The organism is Paenisporosarcina sp. TG-14, assembly GCF_000297555.1.
Classification (GTDB): domain Bacteria; phylum Bacillota; class Bacilli; order Bacillales_A; family Planococcaceae; genus Paenisporosarcina; species Paenisporosarcina antarctica.
Genome location: NZ_AMGD01000059.1, coordinates 1 through 21,934, shown reverse-complemented (window position 1 = coordinate 21,934; position 21,934 = coordinate 1). Strand labels below are relative to the sequence as shown.

Here is a 21,934-nt window from a genome sequence, read left to right as displayed (position 1 = left end):
CATGACTGAGCGTAATAATCGCAAAGTATACACGGGCCGTGTTGTTTCAGATAAAATGGACAAAACAATTACTGTTTTGATTGAAACATACAAAAAGCATAAGCTTTACGGTAAACGTGTTAAGTACTCTAAAAAATTCAAATCTCATGATGAGCAAAACGAAGCTAAAATAGGCGACGTAGTTCGTATCATGGAAACTCGCCCGTTGTCTGCAACAAAACATTTCCGTTTAGTGGAAATTGTAGAAACTGCCGTAGTTATTTAAATATAAAGTTCGGAAAAGACCAAATTCCGAGAGGAGGTTACCTAAGTGATCCAACAAGAAAGTCGTATGAAAGTTGCTGACAACTCAGGTGCACGTGAAGTTTTAACAATTAAAGTGCTTGGTGGTTCTGGTCGTAAAACTGCTAACATCGGTGATGTAGTTGTTTGTACAGTTAAGAAAGCAACACCAGGTGGCGTTGTCAAGAAAGGTGACGTCGTTAAAGCTGTCATCGTTCGCACTAAAAGCGGTGTACGCCGTAAAGACGGTACTTATATCAAATTCGATGAAAACGCATGCGTTATCATTCGTGACGATAAAGGCCCGCGCGGAACGCGTATTTTCGGACCTGTTGCACGTGAATTACGTGACAATAGCTTCATGAAAATCGTATCTTTAGCTCCGGAAGTTCTTTAAACAACGTGAAAGTGCTAAACAAGGAGGTGCGACAGAATGCATGTTAAAAAAGGCGATAAAGTTATGGTGATCTCAGGAAAAGATAAAGGCAAAACTGCTACAATTATTGCTGCTTTTCCAAAGACAGAACGCGTGATGGTTGAAGGTATGAATCTTGTGAAAAAACACATGAAACCAAACCAAGCAAATCCACAAGGTGGAATTATCAGCCAAGAGGCTTCAATGCACGTATCGAACGTTATGTTAATCGACCCTAAATCAGGCGAGCCTACTCGCGTTAGTTATAAAGTGGAAGATGGCAAAAAAGTTCGTGTTGCAAAAAAATCTGGCGAAACAATCGATAAATAAATAAGTAAAAGAAGAAGGGAGGTACACACATGAACCGCCTAAAAGAAAAATTTCTTAAGGAAGTTTCTCCTGCTCTAATGAGCAAGTTTGAATATAAATCAGTTATGCAAGTGCCACAAGTGAACAAAATCGTAATCAACATGGGTGTTGGTGACGCTGTTCAAAACACTAAAGCACTTGATGCTGCTGTTGAAGAACTAACAACTATCACAGGACAAAAACCTGTTGTAACTAAAGCTAAGAAATCAATTGCTGGCTTCCGTCTTCGTGAAGGTATGCCAATCGGTTGTAAAGTAACACTACGCGGTGAGCGTATGTATGAATTCTTGGACAAATTAATTGCTATCTCTCTTCCACGTGTACGTGATTTCCGCGGTGTTTCTAAAAAAGCATTCGACGGTCGCGGTAACTACACATTAGGTATTAAAGAGCAATTAATCTTCCCTGAAATCGACTATGATAAAGTAAATAAAGTACGCGGTATGGATATCGTAATTGTAACAACTGCGAACTCTGATGAAGAAGCTCGTGAGTTACTAACGCAATTCGGAATGCCGTTCCAAAAGTAAACATAAGGGAGGCGCAAACGTGGCTAAAAAATCAATGATCGCTAAACAAAAGCGCACGCCAAAGCATAATGTACAAGCTTACACACGTTGTGAACGTTGCGGACGTCCGCATTCGGTCTTACGTAAATTTAAACTTTGTCGTATTTGTTTCCGTGAGCTTGCACACAAGGGACAAATTCCTGGCGTGAAAAAAGCTAGCTGGTAATCCCCTAAACTGGGAAGGAGGTTAATGTAATGACAATGACAGATCCGATTGCAGATATGCTGACACGTATTCGTAACGCGAACATGGTTCGCCACGAAAAGTTAGAATTCCCTGCATCAAATGTGAAAAAAGAGATCGCTGAGATCCTTAAGCGTGAAGGTTTTGTTCGTGACGTAGAATACGTTGAAGATAGCAAACAAGGTATTATTCGTATCTTCTTGAAATACGGTCAAAACAACGAACGCGTTATTACTGGTTTAAAGCGTATTTCAAAACCTGGTCTTCGGGTATACGCGAAAATGAATGAAGTACCTAGAGTATTAAATGGTCTTGGAATTGCTTTAGTTTCAACATCTAATGGTCTATTAACTGATAAAGAAGCACGTGCTAAACAAGTTGGCGGAGAAGTAATAGCTTACGTTTGGTAAAAAGCAACAATCGAATGGAGGTGCAAATAAATGTCTCGTGTAGGTAAAAAACCAATTGAGGTTCCTGCTGACGTTACTGTAACGATTGGTACAAACAATGATGTTACTGTTAAAGGTCCTAAAGGCGAGCTTACTCGTACTTTTAATGCAGATATTAAAATCGAAAAAGAAGACAATATTGTTACATTAACACGTCCTTCTGAATCAAAACAGCATCGTACAATTCACGGTACAACTCGTGCATTGCTTGCGAACATGGTTGAAGGTGTTTCTAAAGGTTTCGAACGTAGTCTTGAGTTAGTTGGGGTTGGATATCGTGCTACATTACAAGGCGAAAAGCTTGTATTGAACGTAGGTTTCTCTCATCCAGTTGAATTTATTCCTGAAGCTGGTTTATTAGTGGAAGTTCCGACAAACACTAAAATCATCATTAGAGGTATTAACAAAGAACGCGTTGGAGCATTAGCATCAACAATCCGTCAAGTACGTCCACCTGAGCCATATAAAGGTAAAGGTATTCGTTATGAAGGCGAAGTTGTTCGTCGTAAAGAAGGTAAAACAGGTAAATAATGCTGCCTAAGCATTAGAAAGGAGTGATATTTGTGATTACGAAACAAGATAAGAATCAAGTTCGTAAAAAACGTCATGGTCGTGTACGCGCTAAAATCACGGGTACAGCTGAACGTCCTCGTTTAAACGTATTCCGTTCTAATAAACATTTATATGCGCAATTGATTGACGATACGTCTGGAGTAACACTTGTAAGTTCTTCTACTATGGAAAAAGATTTCGATGGTACAGGTAATTTAGAGGCTGCTAAAGCAATCGGAGAATCAATCGCAAAACGTGCTACGGAAAAAGACATCAAGTCTGTTGTATTTGACCGTGGCGGCTACTTATATCATGGCCGCGTAAAAGCTTTAGCTGAAGCTGCACGTGAAAACGGCTTAGAATTTTAATAAGAAGGAGGGACATATTTCATGCGTCACATTGATCCAAACAAACTTGAACTTGAAGAGCGCGTAGTTACTATTAACCGCGTAGCTAAAGTTGTAAAAGGTGGACGTCGTTTCCGCTTCACTGCATTGGTTGTTGTTGGCGACAAGAATGGCCATGTAGGATTTGGTACTGGTAAAGCACAAGAAGTACCAGATGCTATTCGTAAAGCAATTGAAGATGCTAAGAAAAACCTAATCGAAGTGCCTATGGTTCGTGGAACTACTCCACATTTAATTATTGGTAACTTTGGTGCTGGTGAAATCTTAATCAAACCTGCTGCTCCTGGTACTGGCGTTATCGCTGGTGGGCCAGTGCGTGCTGTACTTGAGCTTGCTGGTATTACTGATATTCTTTCTAAATCTCTTGGTTCTAGTACGCCGATCAACATGGTACGTGCTACAATCAACGGTTTAACTGGACTAAAACGTGCTGAAGATGTTGCTAAATTGCGCGGTAAAACAGTACAAGAGTTATTAGGCTAAGGGGGGAAATGACAATGGCAAAATTAGAAATTACCCTCACTAGAAGCGTGATCGGTTCTAAACCTGATCAACGTAAAACTGTAGAAGCTCTTGGTTTACGTAAAATGCATCAAACTGTTGAGCATGCTGACAACGCAGCTATCCGAGGGATGGTTGGCAAAGTAGCTCATTTAGTTTCTGTAAAAGAATTATAATTTGTATTTTTAGAATAAGGAGGTGCCAACCCATATGAAACTGCATGAGTTAAAACCGGCAGAAGGATCTCGTTCTGAGCGTAAGCGTAAAGGCCGCGGGATTGGTTCTGGTAATGGTAAAACTGCAGGTAGAGGTACTAAAGGACAAAACTCTCGTTCAGGCGGCGGTGTTCGTCCAGGATTTGAAGGCGGTCAAAACCCGTTGTTCAGACGTTTACCTAAACGTGGATTTACGAATATTAATCGTAAAGTATACGCTATTGTAAACCTTGATACATTAAACCGTTTCGAAGATGGCACAGAGGTAACACCTGCATTGCTTATCGAAACAGGTTATGTAAGCAACGAAAAAGCTGGAATAAAAATTCTTGCAAACGGTACTCTTGATAAAAAGCTTAATGTTAAAGCTAACAAGTTCTCTGCTTCTGCAAAAGAGGCTATTGAAACTGCGGGCGGACAAATAGAGGTGGTTTAATGTTTCAGACAATCTCCAACTTTATGCGCGTTGAAGATATACGAAATAAGATTCTATTCACTCTATTGATGTTGATTATTTTCCGTATTGGTACATTTATTCCTGTACCTAATGTTGATGCACAAGTATTACAAGCTACAGACCAATTTAGTTTGATCGGTTTCTTGAATACATTTGGTGGCGGTGCCCTTGCTAATTTTTCGATTTTAGCTATGGGAATTATGCCGTACATCACTGCATCAATCATTGTTCAATTGCTACAAATGGATGTTGTTCCGAAGTTTACGGAGTGGGCAAAACAAGGTGAAGTCGGAAGACGGAAACTTGCTCAGTTCACACGTTACTTCACAATCGGATTGGCTTTTATCCAAGCAATCGCGATGTCTTATGGATTTAACCAAATGTATGGTGGTACGTTAATCCTTCAAGAAGGTGTATCAACTTATATTGTTATCGCAATTGTGTTAACAGCTGGAACTGCATTCCTTCTTTGGTTATCTGAGCAGATTACTGCTAAAGGTGTTGGTAATGGTATTTCCATTATTATCTTTGCAGGGATCGTTGCAGCAATTCCGAGCGCTGCTAATCAAATCTATGCACAACAAATAGATGGTGCTGGTGATGATCTATTCATCCGTATTGGTATTATGGTACTTCTTGTTTTAGCGATAATTGCTGTTACTGTAGGAGTTATTTACGTTCAACAAGCGTTGCGTAAAATTCCAATTCAGTACGCAAAACGTGTTTCTGGTCCCGGTACTACTGGCGGTCAACAAACACACTTACCGTTAAAAGTGAATGCTGCTGGGGTTATTCCAGTAATCTTTGCTGTTGCATTTATCATTACACCACAAACACTATCGACCTTCTTTGGAGAAAATAATGTAACGACTTTCATACAGAACACATTTGATTATTCAAAACCTGTGGGCATGCTCATATACGTTGCGTTAATCATGGCATTTACGTATTTCTATGCGTTCATCCAAGTGAATCCTGAAAACGTTGCAGATAATTTGAAAAAGCAAGGTGCTTATATTCCAGGAATTCGTCCAGGAAAAAACACACAAGACTATTTAACAACAGTTTTGTATCGTTTAACTTTCGTGGGTGCGATTTTCCTAGCACTAGTAGCAATTATGCCGATTTTGTTCATTAATTTCGCTGGTCTTCCAGCTTCTGCTCAAATCGGTGGAACAAGCTTGCTAATCGTTGTCGGTGTTGCACTGGAAACGATGAAACAGCTTGAAGCTCAACTAGTAAAACGTCACTACAAAGGCTTCATGAAATAAATGTTTGGTTTTGAGGAACGATTTTGTTTCTTTTAAACACAAATTAAATACAGGGGGGTAAAACGTATGAATATCGTTTTAATGGGTTTGCCAGGTGCAGGTAAAGGCACACAAGCAGATAAAATTGTTGAGAAGTACGGAATCCCTCATATTTCGACAGGCGACATGTTTCGTGCAGCTATTGTAGATGGTACGGAACTTGGTCTTAAAGCCAAATCGTTTATGGATGAAGGTGCTTTAGTACCTGATGAAGTAACGATCGGAATCGTCCGTGAAAGATTAAGTAAATCAGATTGTGAAGAAGGATTTTTGTTAGATGGGTTTCCACGGACAGTTCCACAAGCAGAAGCACTTGATGCGCTTTTAGCTGATTTGAACAAAGATGTAGAACACGTATTAAATATCCAAGTTGATCAAGAAGACTTAGTTAAACGTCTAACGGGGCGCCGCATTTGTAAAATTTGTGGTTCTGCGTACCATTTAGTCTTTAACCCACCTCAAGTAGATGGTGTTTGTGACAAAGATGGAGGCGAACTTTACCAACGCGCGGACGATAACCCGGAAACGGTAACGAATCGCCTGGAAGTAAACGTGAAACAAACACAACCTTTACTTGACTATTATGGCAGTAAAGGTGTAATGACAAATATTAACGGTCAGCAACATATTGATAAAGTATTTGTTGATTTACACGCTTTATTAGAGAGCAACCGCAGCTGATTTTAGCGGCACACTTGTAAACGAAATTTATTTTCGAGAGCTGCAAAAGGAAATTATGCCCGATGTGCGCGAACGAAATAGTCAATGCTACGTCTAAGAGGATTCCTTGTCCTTTCGTGCATTTCTACTTCCGACAATGTATAATGGGTTTCGTGGAAGCATCTGTGTAACGGATATGTTGGAACTCATTTAAGGCATTCCGAGCGGTCGTTTTTACATGAGGGACAAGGTTCAAATTGGCTACTCAATAGGTTCTCAGAAACGAAATCCTACAAGTGCCATTAGGACACCTCTCATGCAAAACAGAAATATGTTGAAACGAAAAGAGTCCATTTCGGATTTCGATTTGCGGAACATTCCGTTTGATTTGATGATGAGGACCAGATTTTTTATACAGAAGGGGGACAGGGCTGATGGCGAAAGACGATGTAATTGAAGTCGAAGGAACAGTTGTTGAGACTTTGCCAAATGCGATGTTTAAGGTAAAATTGGAGAATGATCATACTATTCTTGCTCATGTTTCGGGCAAAATCCGTATGCACTTTATCCGTATTCTACCTGGGGATAAAGTCACAATTGAACTATCTCCTTACGATTTAACTCGCGGTCGTATCACATACCGTTTTAAATAATCTTTTGCACTCCGGACCACTAAGGAGGTTAGGTTAGATGAAAGTTAGACCATCTGTAAAGCCGATGTGCGAAAAATGTAAAGTTATTCGCAGACGCGGTAAAGTAATGGTAATTTGTGAAAATCCAAAGCATAAACAAAAACAAGGCTAATTTGAAGGAGGTGCACGACACACATGGCTCGTATTGCTGGTGTTGACATTCCGCGCGATAAACGCGTTGTTATTTCATTAACATATATTTTCGGTATTGGTAAAACAAATGCACAAAAAGCTTTAGCAAATGCTGGAGTGTCTGAAGATACACGCGTTCGTGATCTTACAGAAGACGAATTAAACAAAATTCGCGAAGCAATTGGTGCTTTCAAGGTAGAAGGTGACCTTCGCCGTGAAGTATCATTAAACATTAAGCGCTTGATGGAAATCGGTTCATTCCGTGGTATCCGTCATCGTAGAGGTTTACCTGTTCGCGGTCAAAACACGAAGAACAATGCGCGTACGCGTAAAGGTCCTCGTAAAACAGTTGCTAACAAGAAAAAATAATTAGTAAAGGAGGTTTCTTCCTAACATGGCACGTAAACAACAAACACGTAAGCGTCGTGTGAAAAAGAATATCGAATCTGGTATTGCTCACATCCGCTCAACATTTAACAACACTATTGTAACGATTACAGATATGCAAGGAAATGCGGTATCTTGGTCAAGTGCTGGTTCACTTGGTTTCAAAGGTTCTCGTAAATCAACACCATTTGCTGCGCAATTAGCTGCTGAAGCTGCTGCGAAGTCATCTGTTGAGCATGGTTTGAAGACGTTAGAAGTAACAGTAAAAGGTCCTGGTGCAGGTCGTGAAGCTGCAATTCGTGCACTTCAAGCTGCTGGTCTTGACGTTACAGCTATCAAAGATGTAACACCAGTTCCACATAATGGTTGCCGTCCACCAAAACGTCGTCGCGTATAATAAGTGCGTCTCAATTTAATTGTTTGAGAACATCATTTCTTGTACACACTGAGTTGTGCAATCACCGATAAGTCTAGTGCTATCGATTTCATGATGGAACGAACCTATACAATTGATGTTTTGAAGGAGGGTAAATTTAAATGATCGAAATTGAAAAACCAAAGATTGAAACGGTTGAAATCAGCGAAGGTGCCAAATTTGGTAAGTTTGTTGTAGAACCGCTTGAACGAGGATATGGAAACACATTAGGTAATTCACTACGTCGTATCCTATTGTCATCTTTACCAGGAGCTGCAGTAACTTCCATTCAAGTTGATGGCGTTCTTCACGAGTTCTCTACTATTGAGGGCGTTGTTGAAGATGTCGCTTCAGTGATTATGAATGTGAAGAAACTAGCTCTTAAAATCTACTCTGATGAAGAAAAAGTCATTGAGATTGATATTAAAGGTGATGGCCAGGTTACAGCTGCTGACATTACACATGACAGTGATGTAGAAATTTTAAATCCTGATCTCTATATTGCAACAATTGGTAAAAATGGTCATTTGCGTATGCGTATGTATGCACAACGCGGCCGCGGTTACACTCCTGCTGATCAAAACAAACGTGAGGATCTTCCTATCGGCGTGATCCCAATCGATTCTATTTATACTCCAGTTTCACGCGTCAATTTTCAAGTAGAAAATACACGTGTTGGTCAAATGACTAATTACGATAAACTTTCTCTTGATGTTTGGACAGATGGTAGCATTGGTCCAAAAGAGGCGATTTCGCTTGGTGCGAAAATTTTAACTGAGCATTTAAACATCTTCGTTGGGATGACAGATGAGGCAAAAACTGCTGAAATCATGGTTGAAAAAGAAGAAGATCAAAAAGAAAAAGTGTTGGAGATGACTATCGAAGAGCTTGATCTTTCTGTTCGTTCTTACAACTGCTTGAAACGCGCAGGTATTAATACAGTACTTGAATTAGCTAGCAAGTCAGAAGATGACATGATGAAAGTTCGTAACCTTGGACGTAAATCACTAGAAGAAGTTAAAGCAAAGTTAGAAGACCTTGGCTTAGGATTACGCAAAGAGGACTAAACGACTTTTGATATAAAGAAATTACTATTTAACAAAGGAGGTAAACATCTATGGGTTACAGAAAACTTGGTCGTACAAGTTCTCAACGTAAAGCGATGTTACGTGACTTAACAACTGATTTGATCATAAACGAACGTATTCAAACGACAGAAGCTCGTGCGAAAGAACTTCGTTCAGTTTGTGAAAAAATGATTACATTAGGTAAACGCGGAGATTTGCATGCACGCCGTCAAGCTGCATCATATATTCGTCGTGAACTAGTGAACGTTACTGATGCTGAAGGCAATGAATCAACAGTTTATGCTTTGCAAAAATTGTTTGATGATGTAGCACCACGCTACGCTGAACGTCAAGGCGGATACACACGTATTATGAAAATGGGACCTCGTCGTGGAGACGGAGCACCTGTTGTAGTGATTGAATTAGTTTAGTCCTTACAATTCGAAGAGGGTTCTAGGTTAGTAGCCGCCCTCTTCTTTTTTAAAAAAGATTTATACGACTATGAAAAGCAGAGCGTTATGATGAGCGGACCTTTTTTGGTAGCGTCTCGTCTAGCTCTTCGCACCTCATTCACGTAGACGGTCTGAGCAACCGAATACGAGACAGATATAGAAGAGCGCATTTCTCTGAATGAGGTGCGCGCTTTTTTATTTGTATTAATATAAATTGAATGTTAAAGAGTTTTGAGTTTAGTTTAGCTTAGTTAGAGGAGGTCTTTTATCTCATGAATGAAATTTTATCTTTACACGATGTTAGCTATACATATTCACCACAAGAAACTGAAATGCGTAAAGCACTAGAAGGAATTTCTTTCTCAGTCCACGATGGCGAGTGGATTGCAATCGTTGGTCATAATGGTTCAGGTAAATCCACAATGGCGAAACTCATGAACGGCCTGTTGTTTCCTCAAAATGGGGAAGTGCGAGTTCTTGGTGAGACGCTTAATGAAGAAAATTTATGGGCTATTCGTTCGCAAATGGGCATGGTGTTTCAAAATCCAGACAATCAATTTGTCGGTGCAACCGTGCAGGACGATGTCGCTTTTGCTTTAGAAAATAATGGAATTCCTTTTATAGAAATGGTTGAACGTGTTCATGAATCACTTGCTCAAGTGAAAATGGAGAAATTTTTAGATAGTGAACCACATCATTTATCCGGTGGTCAAAAGCAACGTGTGGCCATTGCAGGTGCACTTGCTTTAAAGCCGAGGATATTAATAATGGATGAGGCCACTTCGATGCTTGATCCACAAGGCCGCGAAGAAGTTTTAACGACGGTACAACGCTTACGTCAAGAAACACATTTAACTGTGTTGTCGATCACACATGATCTTGAAGAAGCATTACTCGCAGATCGAATTCTTGTGTTAAATGATGGACATATTTATGCGCAAGGAACACCAGATGAAATATTTTCGCGTGGAGAAGAGTTAATTGAGCTTGGGCTAGATTTGCCTTTTGCTTTGAAGTTGAGCAAGCTTATGCGTGCAAATGGAATTGACTTAAAAGATGAGCATATGTCAGTACAAGGGTTGGTGAATGATGTATGGACATCCAACTTCAACAAGTAGGATACTCTTACTCAAAAGGTACGCCTTTTGAAAAGCGCGCACTCCTCGATGTGAATTTACACATAAAGTCAGGTTCATATCATGCAATTATTGGTCATACAGGTTCTGGAAAGTCGACCCTACTTCAACATTTAAATGCGTTGTTAAAACCAACTGAAGGGGAAGTCAAGATTGGAGATTTGACGATTCAAGCTGGTAAGCGAGTGAAGAATTTAAAGCCCGTCCGACAGCAAATTGGGATAGTCTTTCAATTCCCTGAGCAACAACTGTTTGATGAGACCGTGTTAAAAGATATTATGTTTGGTCCATTAAATTATGGTGTGCCTAAAGAAGAGGCTGAGCGACGTGCACGCGTCTTAGTTGAGCAATTAGGTTTACCTAATGATGTGCTTGATAAATCGCCGTTTGATTTGTCAGGAGGTCAAATGCGTCGTGTGGCCATTGCGGGTGTGTTAGCGATGGAACCAAGTATATTGGTATTAGACGAACCCACGGCAGGGTTAGATCCACGAGGACGTCAGGAAATTATGGAGTTATTCCACAAACTACATGTGGAAAAAGGGCTAACCACAATTTTGGTTACACACTCTATGGAGGATGCAGCACGTTATTCAGATCGTGTCAGTATCATGCATCATGGAAGATGTGTACTTAGTGGAGATCCGATTGATATCTTTGGTAATGAAGAGAGACTTGCCGAATTTCAATTAGCTGCACCGCGAGTCGTACGTTTTCAGCGTGAATTTGAAGCGTTACTCGGTTATCCATTAGCTAAACTATGCTTGACAGAAGAACAGTTAGTTGCAGAAATAGCTCATGCTGCCCAAGGGGAGAGTGAGCCCATATGATGGAGAAAATGATTTTTGGTCGTTATATTCCTGGGAATTCATTCATTCATAAATTAGATCCTCGGTCAAAACTGCTATTTGTATTCTTATTTATTGCAATTGTCTTTATTGCAAATAATGCGATGACCTATGTAATGTTACTAGCATTCACTTTAGTCACGGTATTTGTTTCACGTATTCGATTGTATTTCTTAATTAATGGGTTAAAGCCTATTTTATTTTTACTCATTTTCACTTTCTTGCTTCATATTTTTTTTACAAAAGAAGGAGAATTATTGTTTAAGTGGCAATTTATTTCAGTGTATGAAGAAGGATTAAAACAAGGTATTTTCATTTCAGTCCGTTTTCTAGTATTAGTTTTCACCACGTCTATCCTAACGTTGACGACTTCACCAATCTCTATTACTGATGGGATGGAAATGTTATTAAAACCATTTAAACGGTTTAAATTGCCTGTCCATGAACTCGCATTAATGATGTCGATTTCGTTACGCTTTATTCCAACATTAATGGATGAGACTGATAAAATATTGAAAGCTCAAATGGCTAGAGGGTCCGATATTAGTTCAGGGCCAGTTAAAGAACGTATAAAAGCTGTTGTTCCTTTGTTAATTCCATTATTCGTAAGTGCGTTTAAACGTGCGGAAGATCTAGCGGTCGCGATGGAAGTGCGTGGTTACCGAGGGGGAGAGGGAAGAACTCGCTACCGCCAATTGAAATGGGATTGGCAAGATTCTTTCATACTTATCTTGTTAGGGGCTTTCGCATTAACACTTGGGTTGTTAAGGTCATAAACCAAGGAGGAACCGACAGTGAAGCGTTTAAAAGCAATCATCATGTATGACGGATTTGGTTTTGCGGGTTATCAAATACAGCCGAATGCACGTACTGTTCAACATGAGTTAGAGAAAGTACTCACTAAAATGCATAAAGGCATGAAGGTCCGAGTTGTTGCAAGTGGTCGAACAGATGCTGGTGTACATGCAATTGGACAAGTCATTCATTTTGACACAGCTCTGCAATTCCCGATAACTCGCTGGCAACGGGCACTCAATGTGCAACTTCCCGGAGATATCCGAGTCCTCTCTGTAGAAGAAGTTTCGAGTGATTTTCACGCGAGATATGGCACCATTGGTAAAGTGTATCGCTACAAATGGGGCTTAGGGGACGTTGAGAGTCCTTTTAAGCGTCATTATGTCGTGTATGCACCAGGATTTAATCCAGACATACAACGAATGAGAGAAGCAGCTCAGTTATTTTTAGGTACACATGATTTCACTAGCTTTTGTTCAGCACGAACAGAGGTAATCGACCGGGTGCGAACCATAAAGCGTTTAGAGTTGATCGAAAATGATGAGGATGAGCTTCATATGGTTATTGAAGGTGACGGATTTTTATATAATATGGTGCGAATTATTGCCGGGAATCTATGGGAAGTTGGTATCGGTCGACGAGATCCTTCGGAGATGTCAGAGATGCTTGCTGCAGAAGATCGAAAAAGAGCTGGAAAAACGGCTCCAGCACAAGGGTTGTACTTGGAATCTGTGTTTTATGTTGATTGAAGCAACACGTCCAGGTGTTTTTATATAAACCCTTGACTTTTTTGTCTCCACGTTATAAGATTACCTATGGTATTTCATAAATTCCACGATAAGCCCCGAAACCTTATTGTTGATGATGATAGAGATAATTGAACACAAATTGTAGATCAGATTAGATCGAATTAGGAGGACAAAATAAATGCGTACAACATTCATGGCTAAAGGTCACGAAGTAGAGCGTAAGTGGTTAGTAGTAGACGCTGAAGGACAAATTCTTGGTCGTTTAGCATCTGAAGTAGCTGCAGCTTTACGTGGCAAAAATAAACCAACTTTCACACCAAACGTTGACACAGGTGATCACGTGATCATCATCAACGCTGAAAAAATCGAATTGACTGGTAAGAAATTGAAAGACAAAATTTACTACCGTCATACATTACATCCAGGTGGTTTGAAAAAACGTACTGCATTAGAAATGCGTACAAACTACCCAACAAGAATGCTTGAATTAGCAATCAAAGGGATGCTTCCTAAGAACTCTTTAGGACGTCAAACGTTCACTAAGCTTCACGTATACGCTGGAGCAGAACATCCACACGCAGCACAATTACCAGAAGTTATGGAAATTCGCGGATAATTAAAGAGGAGGATACAACCTTGGCACAAGTTCAATATATCGGCACAGGTCGCCGTAAAAGCTCAACTGCACGCGTACGTTTAGTACCGGGCAATGGTAATATTACAATTAACAAACGTGACGTAGAAGATTACGTACCATTCGCAGCATTACGCGAAATCATCAAACAACCATTAGTAGCAACTGAAACTCTTGGTAGCTATGATATTCTTGTAAACGTTAATGGTGGTGGATACACAGGTCAAGCAGGCGCAATTCGTCATGGTATTGCTCGTGCACTACTTCATGTAGATCCTGATTTCCGTCCAGCATTGAAATCTGCAGGATTGTTAACTCGTGACTCACGCATGAAAGAACGTAAAAAATACGGTCTTAAAGGCGCTCGTCGTGCACCTCAGTTCTCAAAACGTTAATCTTCGGATTATTAAATACCCTTTCCCAATTATGGGGGAGGGTTTTTTTGTATTTAAATTTACGTTTAATCAGATTTTATTTGAAAACGAACTCACTATCTTTTGAAAATAATAGCTTCGAATAATAGGGAGTATTACTAATGACTTCATGTCTGTTTTTTTCGGGATATTCTCAATCCCAACACAGTCATATTGTTATTGGCATACATATTGTATACATATGAATTACGTTTAAATTGGAAAGAGATGTTTGAACTGTACGGATCATCTAGAAACATATGTAAGTTACCCACACCCGTTCCGAAAATCCATAGATTTCAGAAGTTATCGAAAGATCATTCTTACGTAGATGGAGAGAAATATGTCTGTTTTTAACCCACAGAAATTATCAGTGAAACTCATTCCCCCTGCCACTACCGTTCAACCAATTGAAGGAAGGAAATACACGCTTACCCATTCTGACATTACGGCTGAATTATTTTTAGATATTGGATATGAGTACAACTATGAAGCCATCGACCGGAAAATGCGCGATGAAGTGCTAGCAGAGTGGAAAAAAGATGAGCAGGGTCGTTTAAATTTAGTAGGAAAAGCGTATGTAGACGGTGGAGAGTTCGGTGAAACCGTTTCAGGTATTCGTTTTAACGTATTCAAAAAAGAAATGGATACGGCATTAAAAGGAATTGTGTATGGAGATCTCCCATTTTACGCTAACTACCCCGTTCTACTAGATGCTCCGATATTTATATATTATGAATCCACTTATCCTGAGTTTCAGCAGGTTTTTTACTATGGTACGCCACGCCATTATTTAAACCAAATTTACCAAAGATCCTGATATATGGGGGTGCCTGTAGGAAAAGGGTATACACCAAAGAAAGCTTGTGAAACAGTTAAAGATAGGGAGCGGACCGGTGAATCCCAACTACTGCAAGAGAGTAAAAAATGCCCCATTAGATTGTTGGTTGACTCTGTTTTCTTTTAGAAAATGGAGTTTTTTGAATTGGTCATTTTGTAGTGCCCTAGTTAAGTGGAATTGTTGAAGTCAACATAGATACGAATTTATAATCATATACATGTATGAATGTAATTAAAAAGGTGGATTATTTTGCGCTTAATACATAAAACCATAGCTATTCTTGTTGGAAGTCTTTTAATGGCAATTGGCGTAAATGTTTTTTTAATTAATCACGAACTGTTAGATGGTGGTACTTTTGGATTAGGTTTAATATTACATTATCTTACAGGTTTACAAGTGGGTTTAGTTGTAATAATGCTTAGTGTTCCCGTTTTGCTTCTTGCTTGGTTTTATAATAGGTCTTTTTTATATAATAGTATTCATGGTATGTTGTTTTCTTCGTTCATGGTGGACTTGTCTTATCACCCGTTTCGAGCATTGGGATTTATTTTAAATCAAAGTCCGATAGTAAGTGCAATATTGGGCGGTCTATTTGTAGGATCAGGAATTGGACTCATGCTGCGCTATGATACAAGTATCGGTGGAACAGATTTACTTGGGCAAATACTTGCCCATTATGCAAAAGTAAATCCAGGTATGATTATTTTTTTGATTGATTTTATCATCGTTTTTTTCGGTAAATTTTTAATTACAGATAGCTCGCTTCTCTTATCATGCATTACGGTAGTTTGTGTTGGAACAACGACCAGTTTGTTATCAATAAAAAGCAAGAAAAATAAATATCAAACTAGTGCGTTTAAAGTTATATCATAAAATATTGTTACATCAGGTTTTACAACTAAAAATAACCCCCATCCATTATAAAAGGATGGGGGTTATTTTTACGTTTTAAGCTAAGTAATCCGTGTCGAAAAAAGAAAGAATAAGAAATGCTCATAAAAGTGAAGGTCTAATGATTGGTACCGGAACATCTCTGGAACCAAAGAGAAGTAGAGAAATAAAAATGACTAATAAAAGTCCATTCACAAACTTTCCCCCATCAAAAGCGATATGTTTAAGAGGATCATTATTATTCAAATGTATCACATCCTTTTTTTATTCATTCGTTTAGTAAGTGCATCAAACACTTCATCCATTGTTATGTCACCATTTTGATCTAAGAAGTCAGCCATTGGATTCGTTTTGTCATCATCCGAACTTCGATACTTGCCAATTAATGTAACGCTTATAATCGGGGAATTGCGAAATAATTGGACGGATTCTACCTTTAATTTACCTAGGAGTAGCAGGGATGCAGCAATAATTTCAAGATCCTTCCCTTTCAATAAGTCTTGTATCGTATATTTTGAATTCATCTGCTCACGAAAACGATGATCACTCATGTTAGATGCCCCCTTATCTGTATGATATGTAACTTTAAGAAAAATGGTTTGAGATATGTAAGTAATTCAAGTGCAAGTTAGCTAGTACCATAAATATTTATTGAATAAGTGTAATTTAATAAGGGGATAATATAGTTTTAAGCGACCAAAAAGAAGGAGTGATGCGTTATGAATCTTGATGATTACAGCTTTTGGGAAATGATTACTAGAACGACTGTTACTTTTACAGTATTACTTTTTTTGGCGCGCGTGTTAGGGAAAGAACAATTAAGTCAACTTACATTTTTTAATTACGTCACAGGAATAACTATTGGATCAATCGCTGGAGAAATTGCTGCACATGATGATACTCATTACTTAAATGCTATTACCTCTCTAATATGGTGGTCAATACTTACGATATTTGTTGGATATATTACGATGAAATCGGATAAGTTAAAAGAAATATTGGATGATAAACCAGCGACTGTCATCAAAGACGGGAAAATCTTAGAAAAAGAACTAAAAACAAGTCGGCTCCCTATGGGTGATTTGATGATGCTGCTTCGATTGCAAGGTGTCTTCTCGGTCAAAGAAGTTCACTATGCAGTTTTAGAAACGAATGGAGAGTTAAGTATCTTTAAAAAAATCTCACAACAACCAGCAACTAAACAAGATGTGAAAGCGTCAACGACTATTCCGAAATATATGCCCACTCAAATTATCTCAGATGGAAAAATCGTTAAAAAGAATTTGCATGAGTTAAATTTGACTGAAGAATGGGTGATGAATGAATTAAAAAAACAAGGCATTCAAAACGTTAAAGAAGTGTTTTATGCAGAAATTGAAACCAATGGATCGCTACATATTGATAAAAGAGATAATAATCAATAATAAGTAAAGACTTTTCCGCTCATATGCTCATGTTTTACTGAAGACATACGTATAGTGAGTGTAAAAGGTGGTGTCGTAAGCGTTGAAACGCTGGATAGTAATTGGACTTTTATTGTTAGTTTCTGTAACAGTTGTGATTTACGAAACGCAAGCTTCTGATCGCGCATTCTTTTTACCTGCTCCTTTAGGAGGAATTAAGATTGTGGTGGACCCTGGTCATGGTGGTATTGATGGCGGTTCATCAGTTGGAGACGTAATTGAAAAGGATATTACCTTAAAGATGGGTATAGCACTTGAAAAAGAATTAAAAAAACAAGGTGCAGTGGTAGTAATGACGCGCTCTCAGAGTGGAGATGCCTTAGATGAGCATAACCCTAAGGCGACTTTTCCGACGATTCGAGCAAGAAAAATCGCTGATTTGAAGCTTCGTGAGGAAATGATTGCAAATACAGACGCAGATTTATTTATTAGTGTACATGTCAATGCTATACCTGAAGAAAGATGGCGTGGCGCTCAAGTCTTCTATCATAAGGATGGACATGTTGAAGGTGGGGCTGTTGCAAAGGCTATTCAAGCATCCATTCGCGAGCAAATTGGGAATACTGAGCGGGAAGCACTTGCAATTAAGCAAGTCTATTTACTAAAAAAGGCAACCGTGCCTGCGGTATTAGTAGAGACTGGCTTTTTAAGTAATCCTGAAGAAATGAAATTATTAACGACAGAAGATTATCAAAAGAAAATGGCAAAAGCTATTGCGGATGGTATCGAGAACTATGTAAACGGTACAGTGCAGTGACAACTGATGACATTGTGTCGTAAGCAAGTAACGGGTAACTATATAAAGCTAAATAAGTAAATGATCATAATGACGAGAGAATCTTGTATGTCGATGAGTAATTCGCCTAAGTTGACGAGTGACACTTCAACTCTTTTTTCTACTCCATAGGAAAATCCTGCAACTAAACTTACTTTATTTAGTGTGATATACTATGGTACGAAATGTATATTGGAGGAGTGTATAAATTGATGAATGAACAGCAGGTCCGCGAATTACTCGGACAATTACAGGACCCTTTTTTACATAAAACATTACTCGAAACTAATGGAATTACATCAGTAACTATTAAAGAAGAAAAAAATCATATTAGCGTAAAGCTCGCAATTGCTAAAACGAATACGCCAGAACAAATGCAATTGCAAATGAAAGTAGTAGATGCACTAAAAGAAGCGGGTGTAGGCACTGTCGGCATTCGCTTCGAAGAGTTATCACCTGAAGTACTAGCGCAATTCCGTGGAACGGCAACTGAATCTGAGGCACAAGATTTGTTATCGCCATTAAATAAAGTGGAATTTATCTCAATTGCTTCTGGTAAGGGGGGCGTAGGGAAGTCTACGGTTTCCGTTAATTTAGCAGTTGCGTTAGCACGCTTAGGCAAAAAAGTTGGTTTAATTGATGCAGATATTTATGGCTTTAGCGTACCGGATATGATGGGTATTCAACAAAGTCCTAAAATTGAAGGCACTCGCATTATTCCAGTTGAACGTTTTGGTGTAAAAGTAATTTCAATGGGCTTCTTTGTTGAAGATAATGCACCTGTTGTATGGCGCGGACCAATGTTAGGTAAAGTGTTGGATCAATTCTTCAAAGATGTTGAGTGGGGCGAGTTAGATTACTTGTTGCTTGATTTACCACCAGGCACAGGAGATGTGGCACTAGATATTCATCAAATGATTCCAGCTTCAAAAGAAATTGTTATAACTACTCCACATCCAACCGCGGCTTTTGTAGCAGCACGTGCGGGAGCGATGGCTCTTCAGACAGATCATGAAGTTTTAGGGGTAATTGAAAACATGGCGTGGTACGAATCGAAGACATCTAATGAGAAAGAGTATGTTTTCGGTAAAGGCGGCGGTCCGAAGCTTGCAGACGAGCTTCGCACAGAACTTCTTGGACAAATTCCATTATGTCAACCTGATTGGAATGAAGGCGACTTTGCTCCATCTGTTTATGCTGAAACGCATTCAACAGGTAAGATATATGCAGAAATCGCTTCTAAAGTTATTAATAAACTAACAAAATAATGTGAAATCCCCACTCGTAATGGCGAGTGGGGATTTGTTTTTTTAGGTTATTTCTACTCTTCTTCCTTTTTCTTCTCTTCCTCTTTCCCGCCTTCAGATTCTCCAGAAGCCTTTGATTTTTCTTCTTCTGAACCGGCAGTTTTAACTAACTCCTGCCATTTAGGTTTTAAAAGCGGGCTATCAATTGTTTCTTCTACAATTCCTTCAATTTCTTTGCGCATTGTTGACGACTGCAAAATGGTTTCCATTTGTTTTAGCATGTCAGGTTGCCCAAAAAATGTTTCTAACTCCTTCTGAAATGATGGATCTTTCATTAACTCAGTCATTATCTTTTGTTGTTGTTCTTTCATGCTTTTTGCGAAAGTCTCAGAAAACTTCGGATCTTTAAATGTATCTTTCCAAAATTTCGTCGCATCCTCTGAAAGAAGTGTAGTTTCGATCGACTTCTTAACTTCTTCATTTTCCAATACTAATAACTCTCGAAATTCTGGATCTGATAACATTTTGCGCATGACTTTTTTTCCTTCTTCTGTTTGTAGTGCATCGGATACCATTTTCTTAGTTTCATCATATGAAGGGTTACTTTGTTGTTGAGCACCACATCCAGCTAAGATCATCAAAATCAATAGGATCAACCATTTCCGCATATCATCCCTCTTTTCTCGTTCCTGCATTTTCATTTATTGTTCACAAAATCCGTTAAATTATGTAGAAAACATTTTGTTAAATAGATTTTTTATGTATTGGTTGATACAATTAAAAACATGAACTTGAGAAAAATGGAGGATTTTTTGTTGTGACAATACGAAATTGGTTTATATTTTTCTTCAAAGCACTCATAATTGGCGGAGTCGTCACTGGTGTATTTGGATTAATTATTCGATGGGAAGACGCATTCGCACCATATGTTGCAAGTGGAGAATATGGAGAGTTTGCAGGAAGTTTATTATGGTTTATGTTTCTTGGAATGACAATGAGTGTAATAAGTCAAATGGGATTTTTCGCATATTTAACGGTTCACCAATTTGGTGTAAATATTTTTAAGACCCTCACATTGTGGAACTGGGTCCAATTATTACTTATAGCAGTAGTGATTTTTGATTTGATTAAATTTCGGTTTATTCCGCTTGCAAACACACAATCGCAACTGTTGTTATATTTAGGTCTTATGGCAGTGCTATTAATAACAAGTTTTGTTGTAGCCTATTTAAAAGCTAAATGGACGAAAAAGCATACGTTCATTTCTGCACTATTTTTTATGATCGTTATTACAACTTTAGAATGGTTGCCAGTGTTGATGGTAAATGAAAAAGATGTAGATCGCTATGTAACATTATTATTGTTCCCCTTATTAGCGGTAAATGCATACCAATTGCTAAAACTACCAAAGTATAATGCTAAGTCTGACGTTGATCGATTGAAATTAGAAGAGCGTCGAAAAGAGCGTGCTCAAACTTCTAAAGCAAACTCATAAGCTTTGAAAAATGCCACAACTCCTGGAGTTGTGGCATTTTTAGTGTAATTAAATGATGAAATAAAAAAACAAAGGAGCGGGTAATAAGCTCCAAAATCTTTTGTGATAAAAACATGGCATAAAGAAAACGATAGTTCTGAAAGAAAGTAACGCTATTTTCTTTACTTCTCGCAGAAGGAGCTAAAAGACATTCACTTAAAATTTATTTTATGGTTCGTCTGTCACCAAACTCTTTTTCAAGGGGAAGTTTTCGTTTGAGTTGTATATCCGAAAAGAGTTTCTTCTATAGAAACAAAAGGATGTGCTTTTTGAAAGTCTTTTAATTCTTTAAGAACGACGCGAGTTTCCTGATGTAGTGCAACAGATACAATATCTCCTTTTTGAATAGAGGGAGCAACACCAGTTTTCCAAATGACGGATGCACTAACCATATTCATTTGACTATCCCACACTTGTTTTTTTAGTGATTCAGGAAAAAAGTGATCTTGTGTCCGGTACCAAAGCGGAGCAACATCAAATGCCGTTTGGAAGCGTTTGATTTCATCCGCTATTAATTCAGGTGATTTCTCATAGAGCTTACCTTCTTTTCCGAGTAATCCGACAGGAATCTTTTTATCCCTAATCTTTTTAACAATCAAAGGAGAGCGTTCAATCCAATCCGCGTCTAAAAATAGAAGTGGATATGGTTTCTCTAATTTTGTAATCCACTCGTCTACATCTTCTCGGCCGAAAGACAAATTAACGGTTAAAGTCATTCCTTGATTGCCTTTCATTAAGATGTCAGGTTGTTCGGTTACACGAAAGACAGATGTCCAGGGTTCTTTTTGTTGAATAAATAAAAAGAAAATGAACACAATGATGAATGCAATCAATATACGTTTTATCAACTTGTACACAACCTTTCCTGGAATAGTTTATTCTTCTTCAATAAAAATTATGATAAGTATTGACATTGGTGTTTGTGGGGTGGTAAGATATCAAAGTCGCCAATTTGATAGCGACGTTGAAATAAAAAAGCAAAAACTTTTTGTTGACATGACATTGAGAATTTGTTAAGATATAAAAGTCGCCAAAACAAGCGGCACAATAATGAACCTTGAAAACTGAACAGCAAAACGTCAACTAAAATAGC

35 protein-coding genes are annotated in these 21,934 nt (G+C 38.5%); 31 read left to right on the top strand and 4 right to left on the bottom strand.

The features are described from left to right. Position 1: 1 nt before the first annotated feature. The 27 genes from rpsQ (at position 2) to C406_RS0115070 (ending at position 15,804) form a co-directional block, all read left to right on the top strand. The gene (rpsQ, locus tag C406_RS0115200; RefSeq protein ID WP_017381511.1) at positions 2-265 is read left to right on the top strand and encodes a 30S ribosomal protein S17; all 264 of its coding nucleotides are present in this window, start codon (positions 2-4) and stop codon (positions 263-265) included. A gap of 45 nt (positions 266-310) precedes the next feature. After that, complete coding sequence (gene rplN, locus C406_RS0115195) at positions 311-679, top strand: 50S ribosomal protein L14 (protein ID WP_017381510.1); 369 nt, start codon at positions 311-313, stop codon at positions 677-679. A gap of 36 nt (positions 680-715) precedes the next feature. After that, the gene (rplX, locus tag C406_RS0115190) at positions 716-1,027 is read left to right on the top strand and encodes a 50S ribosomal protein L24 (RefSeq protein ID WP_017381509.1); all 312 of its coding nucleotides are present in this window, start codon (positions 716-718) and stop codon (positions 1,025-1,027) included. A 29-nt stretch (positions 1,028-1,056) separates the two neighbouring features. After that, the gene (gene rplE, locus C406_RS0115185) at positions 1,057-1,596 is read left to right on the top strand and encodes a 50S ribosomal protein L5 (RefSeq protein WP_017381508.1); all 540 of its coding nucleotides are present in this window, start codon (positions 1,057-1,059) and stop codon (positions 1,594-1,596) included. Between the two features lie 19 nt (positions 1,597-1,615). Continuing rightward, on the top strand, positions 1,616-1,801 hold the full coding sequence (locus C406_RS0115180; RefSeq protein WP_017381507.1) for a type Z 30S ribosomal protein S14: 186 nt from the start codon (positions 1,616-1,618) through the stop codon (positions 1,799-1,801). A 29-nt stretch (positions 1,802-1,830) separates the two neighbouring features. Beyond that, positions 1,831-2,229, top strand: a complete 399-nt coding sequence (gene rpsH / locus C406_RS0115175; protein ID WP_017381506.1) for a 30S ribosomal protein S8 — start codon at positions 1,831-1,833, stop codon at positions 2,227-2,229. 30 nt (positions 2,230-2,259) lie between these two features. Beyond that, positions 2,260-2,799, top strand: a complete 540-nt coding sequence (gene rplF, locus C406_RS0115170; protein WP_017381505.1) for a 50S ribosomal protein L6 — start codon at positions 2,260-2,262, stop codon at positions 2,797-2,799. A gap of 32 nt (positions 2,800-2,831) precedes the next feature. Continuing rightward, entirely contained in the window at positions 2,832-3,188 is a 357-nt protein-coding gene (gene rplR, locus C406_RS0115165; protein WP_017381504.1) for a 50S ribosomal protein L18, read from the top strand. 21 nt (positions 3,189-3,209) lie between these two features. Beyond that, a complete protein-coding gene (rpsE, locus tag C406_RS0115160; protein ID WP_017381503.1) occupies positions 3,210-3,710 on the top strand; it encodes a 30S ribosomal protein S5 in 501 nt (166 codons plus the stop codon). Between the two features lie 14 nt (positions 3,711-3,724). Next, positions 3,725-3,904: a 50S ribosomal protein L30 gene (rpmD, locus tag C406_RS0115155; RefSeq protein ID WP_017381502.1), complete on the top strand. Its 180-nt coding sequence runs from the start codon at positions 3,725-3,727 to the stop codon at positions 3,902-3,904. A 34-nt stretch (positions 3,905-3,938) separates the two neighbouring features. Beyond that, the gene (gene rplO, locus C406_RS0115150; RefSeq protein ID WP_017381501.1) at positions 3,939-4,379 is read left to right on the top strand and encodes a 50S ribosomal protein L15; all 441 of its coding nucleotides are present in this window, start codon (positions 3,939-3,941) and stop codon (positions 4,377-4,379) included. Further along, the gene (gene secY, locus C406_RS0115145) at positions 4,379-5,671 is read left to right on the top strand and encodes a preprotein translocase subunit SecY (RefSeq protein ID WP_017381500.1); all 1,293 of its coding nucleotides are present in this window, start codon (positions 4,379-4,381) and stop codon (positions 5,669-5,671) included. Before rplO ends, secY begins: the two co-directional genes overlap by 1 nt. 66 nt (positions 5,672-5,737) lie before the next feature. Further along, positions 5,738-6,391 (top strand): adenylate kinase, encoded by a 654-nt coding sequence (locus C406_RS0115140; protein WP_017381499.1) that lies wholly within the window; start codon positions 5,738-5,740, stop codon positions 6,389-6,391. Between the two features lie 413 nt (positions 6,392-6,804). Then, complete coding sequence (gene infA / locus C406_RS0115135; protein ID WP_017381498.1) at positions 6,805-7,023, top strand: translation initiation factor IF-1; 219 nt, start codon at positions 6,805-6,807, stop codon at positions 7,021-7,023. Positions 7,024-7,060: 37 nt separating this feature from the next. Next, the gene (gene rpmJ / locus C406_RS0115130) at positions 7,061-7,174 is read left to right on the top strand and encodes a 50S ribosomal protein L36 (RefSeq protein ID WP_017381497.1); all 114 of its coding nucleotides are present in this window, start codon (positions 7,061-7,063) and stop codon (positions 7,172-7,174) included. A 23-nt stretch (positions 7,175-7,197) separates the two neighbouring features. After that, positions 7,198-7,563, top strand: coding sequence for a 30S ribosomal protein S13 (gene rpsM, locus C406_RS0115125; RefSeq protein ID WP_017381496.1), 366 nt, complete (start codon positions 7,198-7,200; stop codon positions 7,561-7,563). Positions 7,564-7,588: 25 nt separating this feature from the next. Further along, positions 7,589-7,978, top strand: coding sequence for a 30S ribosomal protein S11 (gene rpsK / locus C406_RS0115120; RefSeq protein ID WP_017381495.1), 390 nt, complete (start codon positions 7,589-7,591; stop codon positions 7,976-7,978). A gap of 140 nt (positions 7,979-8,118) precedes the next feature. Further along, positions 8,119-9,063 carry a DNA-directed RNA polymerase subunit alpha gene (locus C406_RS0115115; RefSeq protein ID WP_017381494.1) on the top strand — a complete coding sequence of 315 codons (945 nt, stop codon included), beginning with the start codon at positions 8,119-8,121 and terminating at the stop codon, positions 9,061-9,063. Positions 9,064-9,113: 50 nt separating this feature from the next. Next, positions 9,114-9,494, top strand: coding sequence for a 50S ribosomal protein L17 (gene rplQ, locus C406_RS0115110; RefSeq protein ID WP_017381493.1), 381 nt, complete (start codon positions 9,114-9,116; stop codon positions 9,492-9,494). 293 nt (positions 9,495-9,787) lie between these two features. Beyond that, positions 9,788-10,633: an energy-coupling factor ABC transporter ATP-binding protein gene (locus tag C406_RS0115105; protein WP_017381492.1), complete on the top strand. Its 846-nt coding sequence runs from the start codon at positions 9,788-9,790 to the stop codon at positions 10,631-10,633. Then, a complete protein-coding gene (locus tag C406_RS0115100) occupies positions 10,609-11,481 on the top strand; it encodes an energy-coupling factor ABC transporter ATP-binding protein (RefSeq protein WP_017381491.1) in 873 nt (290 codons plus the stop codon). The genes C406_RS0115105 and C406_RS0115100 overlap by 25 nt, the downstream gene beginning before the upstream one ends. Then, positions 11,478-12,275 carry an energy-coupling factor transporter transmembrane component T family protein gene (locus C406_RS0115095; protein WP_017381490.1) on the top strand — a complete coding sequence of 266 codons (798 nt, stop codon included), beginning with the start codon at positions 11,478-11,480 and terminating at the stop codon, positions 12,273-12,275. Before C406_RS0115100 ends, C406_RS0115095 begins: the two co-directional genes overlap by 4 nt. Positions 12,276-12,293: 18 nt before the next feature. After that, a complete protein-coding gene (gene truA / locus C406_RS0115090) occupies positions 12,294-13,043 on the top strand; it encodes a tRNA pseudouridine(38-40) synthase TruA (RefSeq protein ID WP_017381489.1) in 750 nt (249 codons plus the stop codon). Between the two features lie 178 nt (positions 13,044-13,221). After that, positions 13,222-13,659 carry a 50S ribosomal protein L13 gene (rplM, locus tag C406_RS0115085; protein ID WP_017381488.1) on the top strand — a complete coding sequence of 146 codons (438 nt, stop codon included), beginning with the start codon at positions 13,222-13,224 and terminating at the stop codon, positions 13,657-13,659. Positions 13,660-13,679: 20 nt separating this feature from the next. Next, complete coding sequence (gene rpsI, locus C406_RS0115080; protein WP_017381487.1) at positions 13,680-14,072, top strand: 30S ribosomal protein S9; 393 nt, start codon at positions 13,680-13,682, stop codon at positions 14,070-14,072. Positions 14,073-14,421: 349 nt separating this feature from the next. Beyond that, positions 14,422-14,910: a staygreen family protein gene (locus C406_RS0115075; RefSeq protein ID WP_337471705.1), complete on the top strand. Its 489-nt coding sequence runs from the start codon at positions 14,422-14,424 to the stop codon at positions 14,908-14,910. Positions 14,911-15,180: 270 nt separating this feature from the next. Next, on the top strand, positions 15,181-15,804 hold the full coding sequence (locus C406_RS0115070) for a YitT family protein (protein WP_017381485.1): 624 nt from the start codon (positions 15,181-15,183) through the stop codon (positions 15,802-15,804). A 269-nt stretch (positions 15,805-16,073) separates the two neighbouring features. Here the strand turns inward: C406_RS0115070 and C406_RS0115060 are convergent, their stop codons facing one another. After that, positions 16,074-16,373 carry a hypothetical protein gene (locus tag C406_RS0115060; RefSeq protein ID WP_017381483.1) on the bottom strand — a complete coding sequence of 100 codons (300 nt, stop codon included), beginning with the start codon at positions 16,371-16,373 and terminating at the stop codon, positions 16,074-16,076. 168 nt (positions 16,374-16,541) lie between these two features. Here C406_RS0115060 and C406_RS0115055 point away from each other — a divergent pair, with 168 nt between their 5' ends. The 3 genes from C406_RS0115055 to C406_RS0115045 all read left to right on the top strand — a co-directional run bounded on the left by C406_RS0115055 (position 16,542) and on the right by C406_RS0115045 (position 19,328). Continuing rightward, complete coding sequence (locus C406_RS0115055) at positions 16,542-17,246, top strand: YetF domain-containing protein (RefSeq protein WP_017381482.1); 705 nt, start codon at positions 16,542-16,544, stop codon at positions 17,244-17,246. 82 nt (positions 17,247-17,328) lie between these two features. Further along, positions 17,329-18,042 (top strand): N-acetylmuramoyl-L-alanine amidase, encoded by a 714-nt coding sequence (locus tag C406_RS0115050; protein WP_017381481.1) that lies wholly within the window; start codon positions 17,329-17,331, stop codon positions 18,040-18,042. Positions 18,043-18,269: 227 nt separating this feature from the next. After that, positions 18,270-19,328 carry a P-loop NTPase gene (locus tag C406_RS0115045; protein ID WP_026045725.1) on the top strand — a complete coding sequence of 353 codons (1,059 nt, stop codon included), beginning with the start codon at positions 18,270-18,272 and terminating at the stop codon, positions 19,326-19,328. 53 nt (positions 19,329-19,381) lie between these two features. Here the strand turns inward: C406_RS0115045 and gerD are convergent, their stop codons facing one another. Beyond that, complete coding sequence (gene gerD, locus C406_RS0115040) at positions 19,382-19,975, bottom strand: spore germination lipoprotein GerD (RefSeq protein ID WP_017381479.1); 594 nt, start codon at positions 19,973-19,975, stop codon at positions 19,382-19,384. Between the two features lie 149 nt (positions 19,976-20,124). Here gerD and C406_RS0115035 point away from each other — a divergent pair, with 149 nt between their 5' ends. After that, entirely contained in the window at positions 20,125-20,802 is a 678-nt protein-coding gene (locus C406_RS0115035; protein ID WP_017381478.1) for a KinB-signaling pathway activation protein, read from the top strand. A 236-nt stretch (positions 20,803-21,038) separates the two neighbouring features. Here the strand turns inward: C406_RS0115035 and C406_RS0115030 are convergent, their stop codons facing one another. Both C406_RS0115030 and C406_RS21100 read right to left on the bottom strand, forming a co-directional pair. Beyond that, positions 21,039-21,698 carry a hypothetical protein gene (locus C406_RS0115030; protein WP_237740577.1) on the bottom strand — a complete coding sequence of 220 codons (660 nt, stop codon included), beginning with the start codon at positions 21,696-21,698 and terminating at the stop codon, positions 21,039-21,041. 38 nt (positions 21,699-21,736) lie between these two features. Further along, positions 21,737-21,934: hypothetical protein (locus C406_RS21100; protein WP_237740576.1), on the bottom strand; the 198-nt coding region annotated here is incomplete at its 5' end.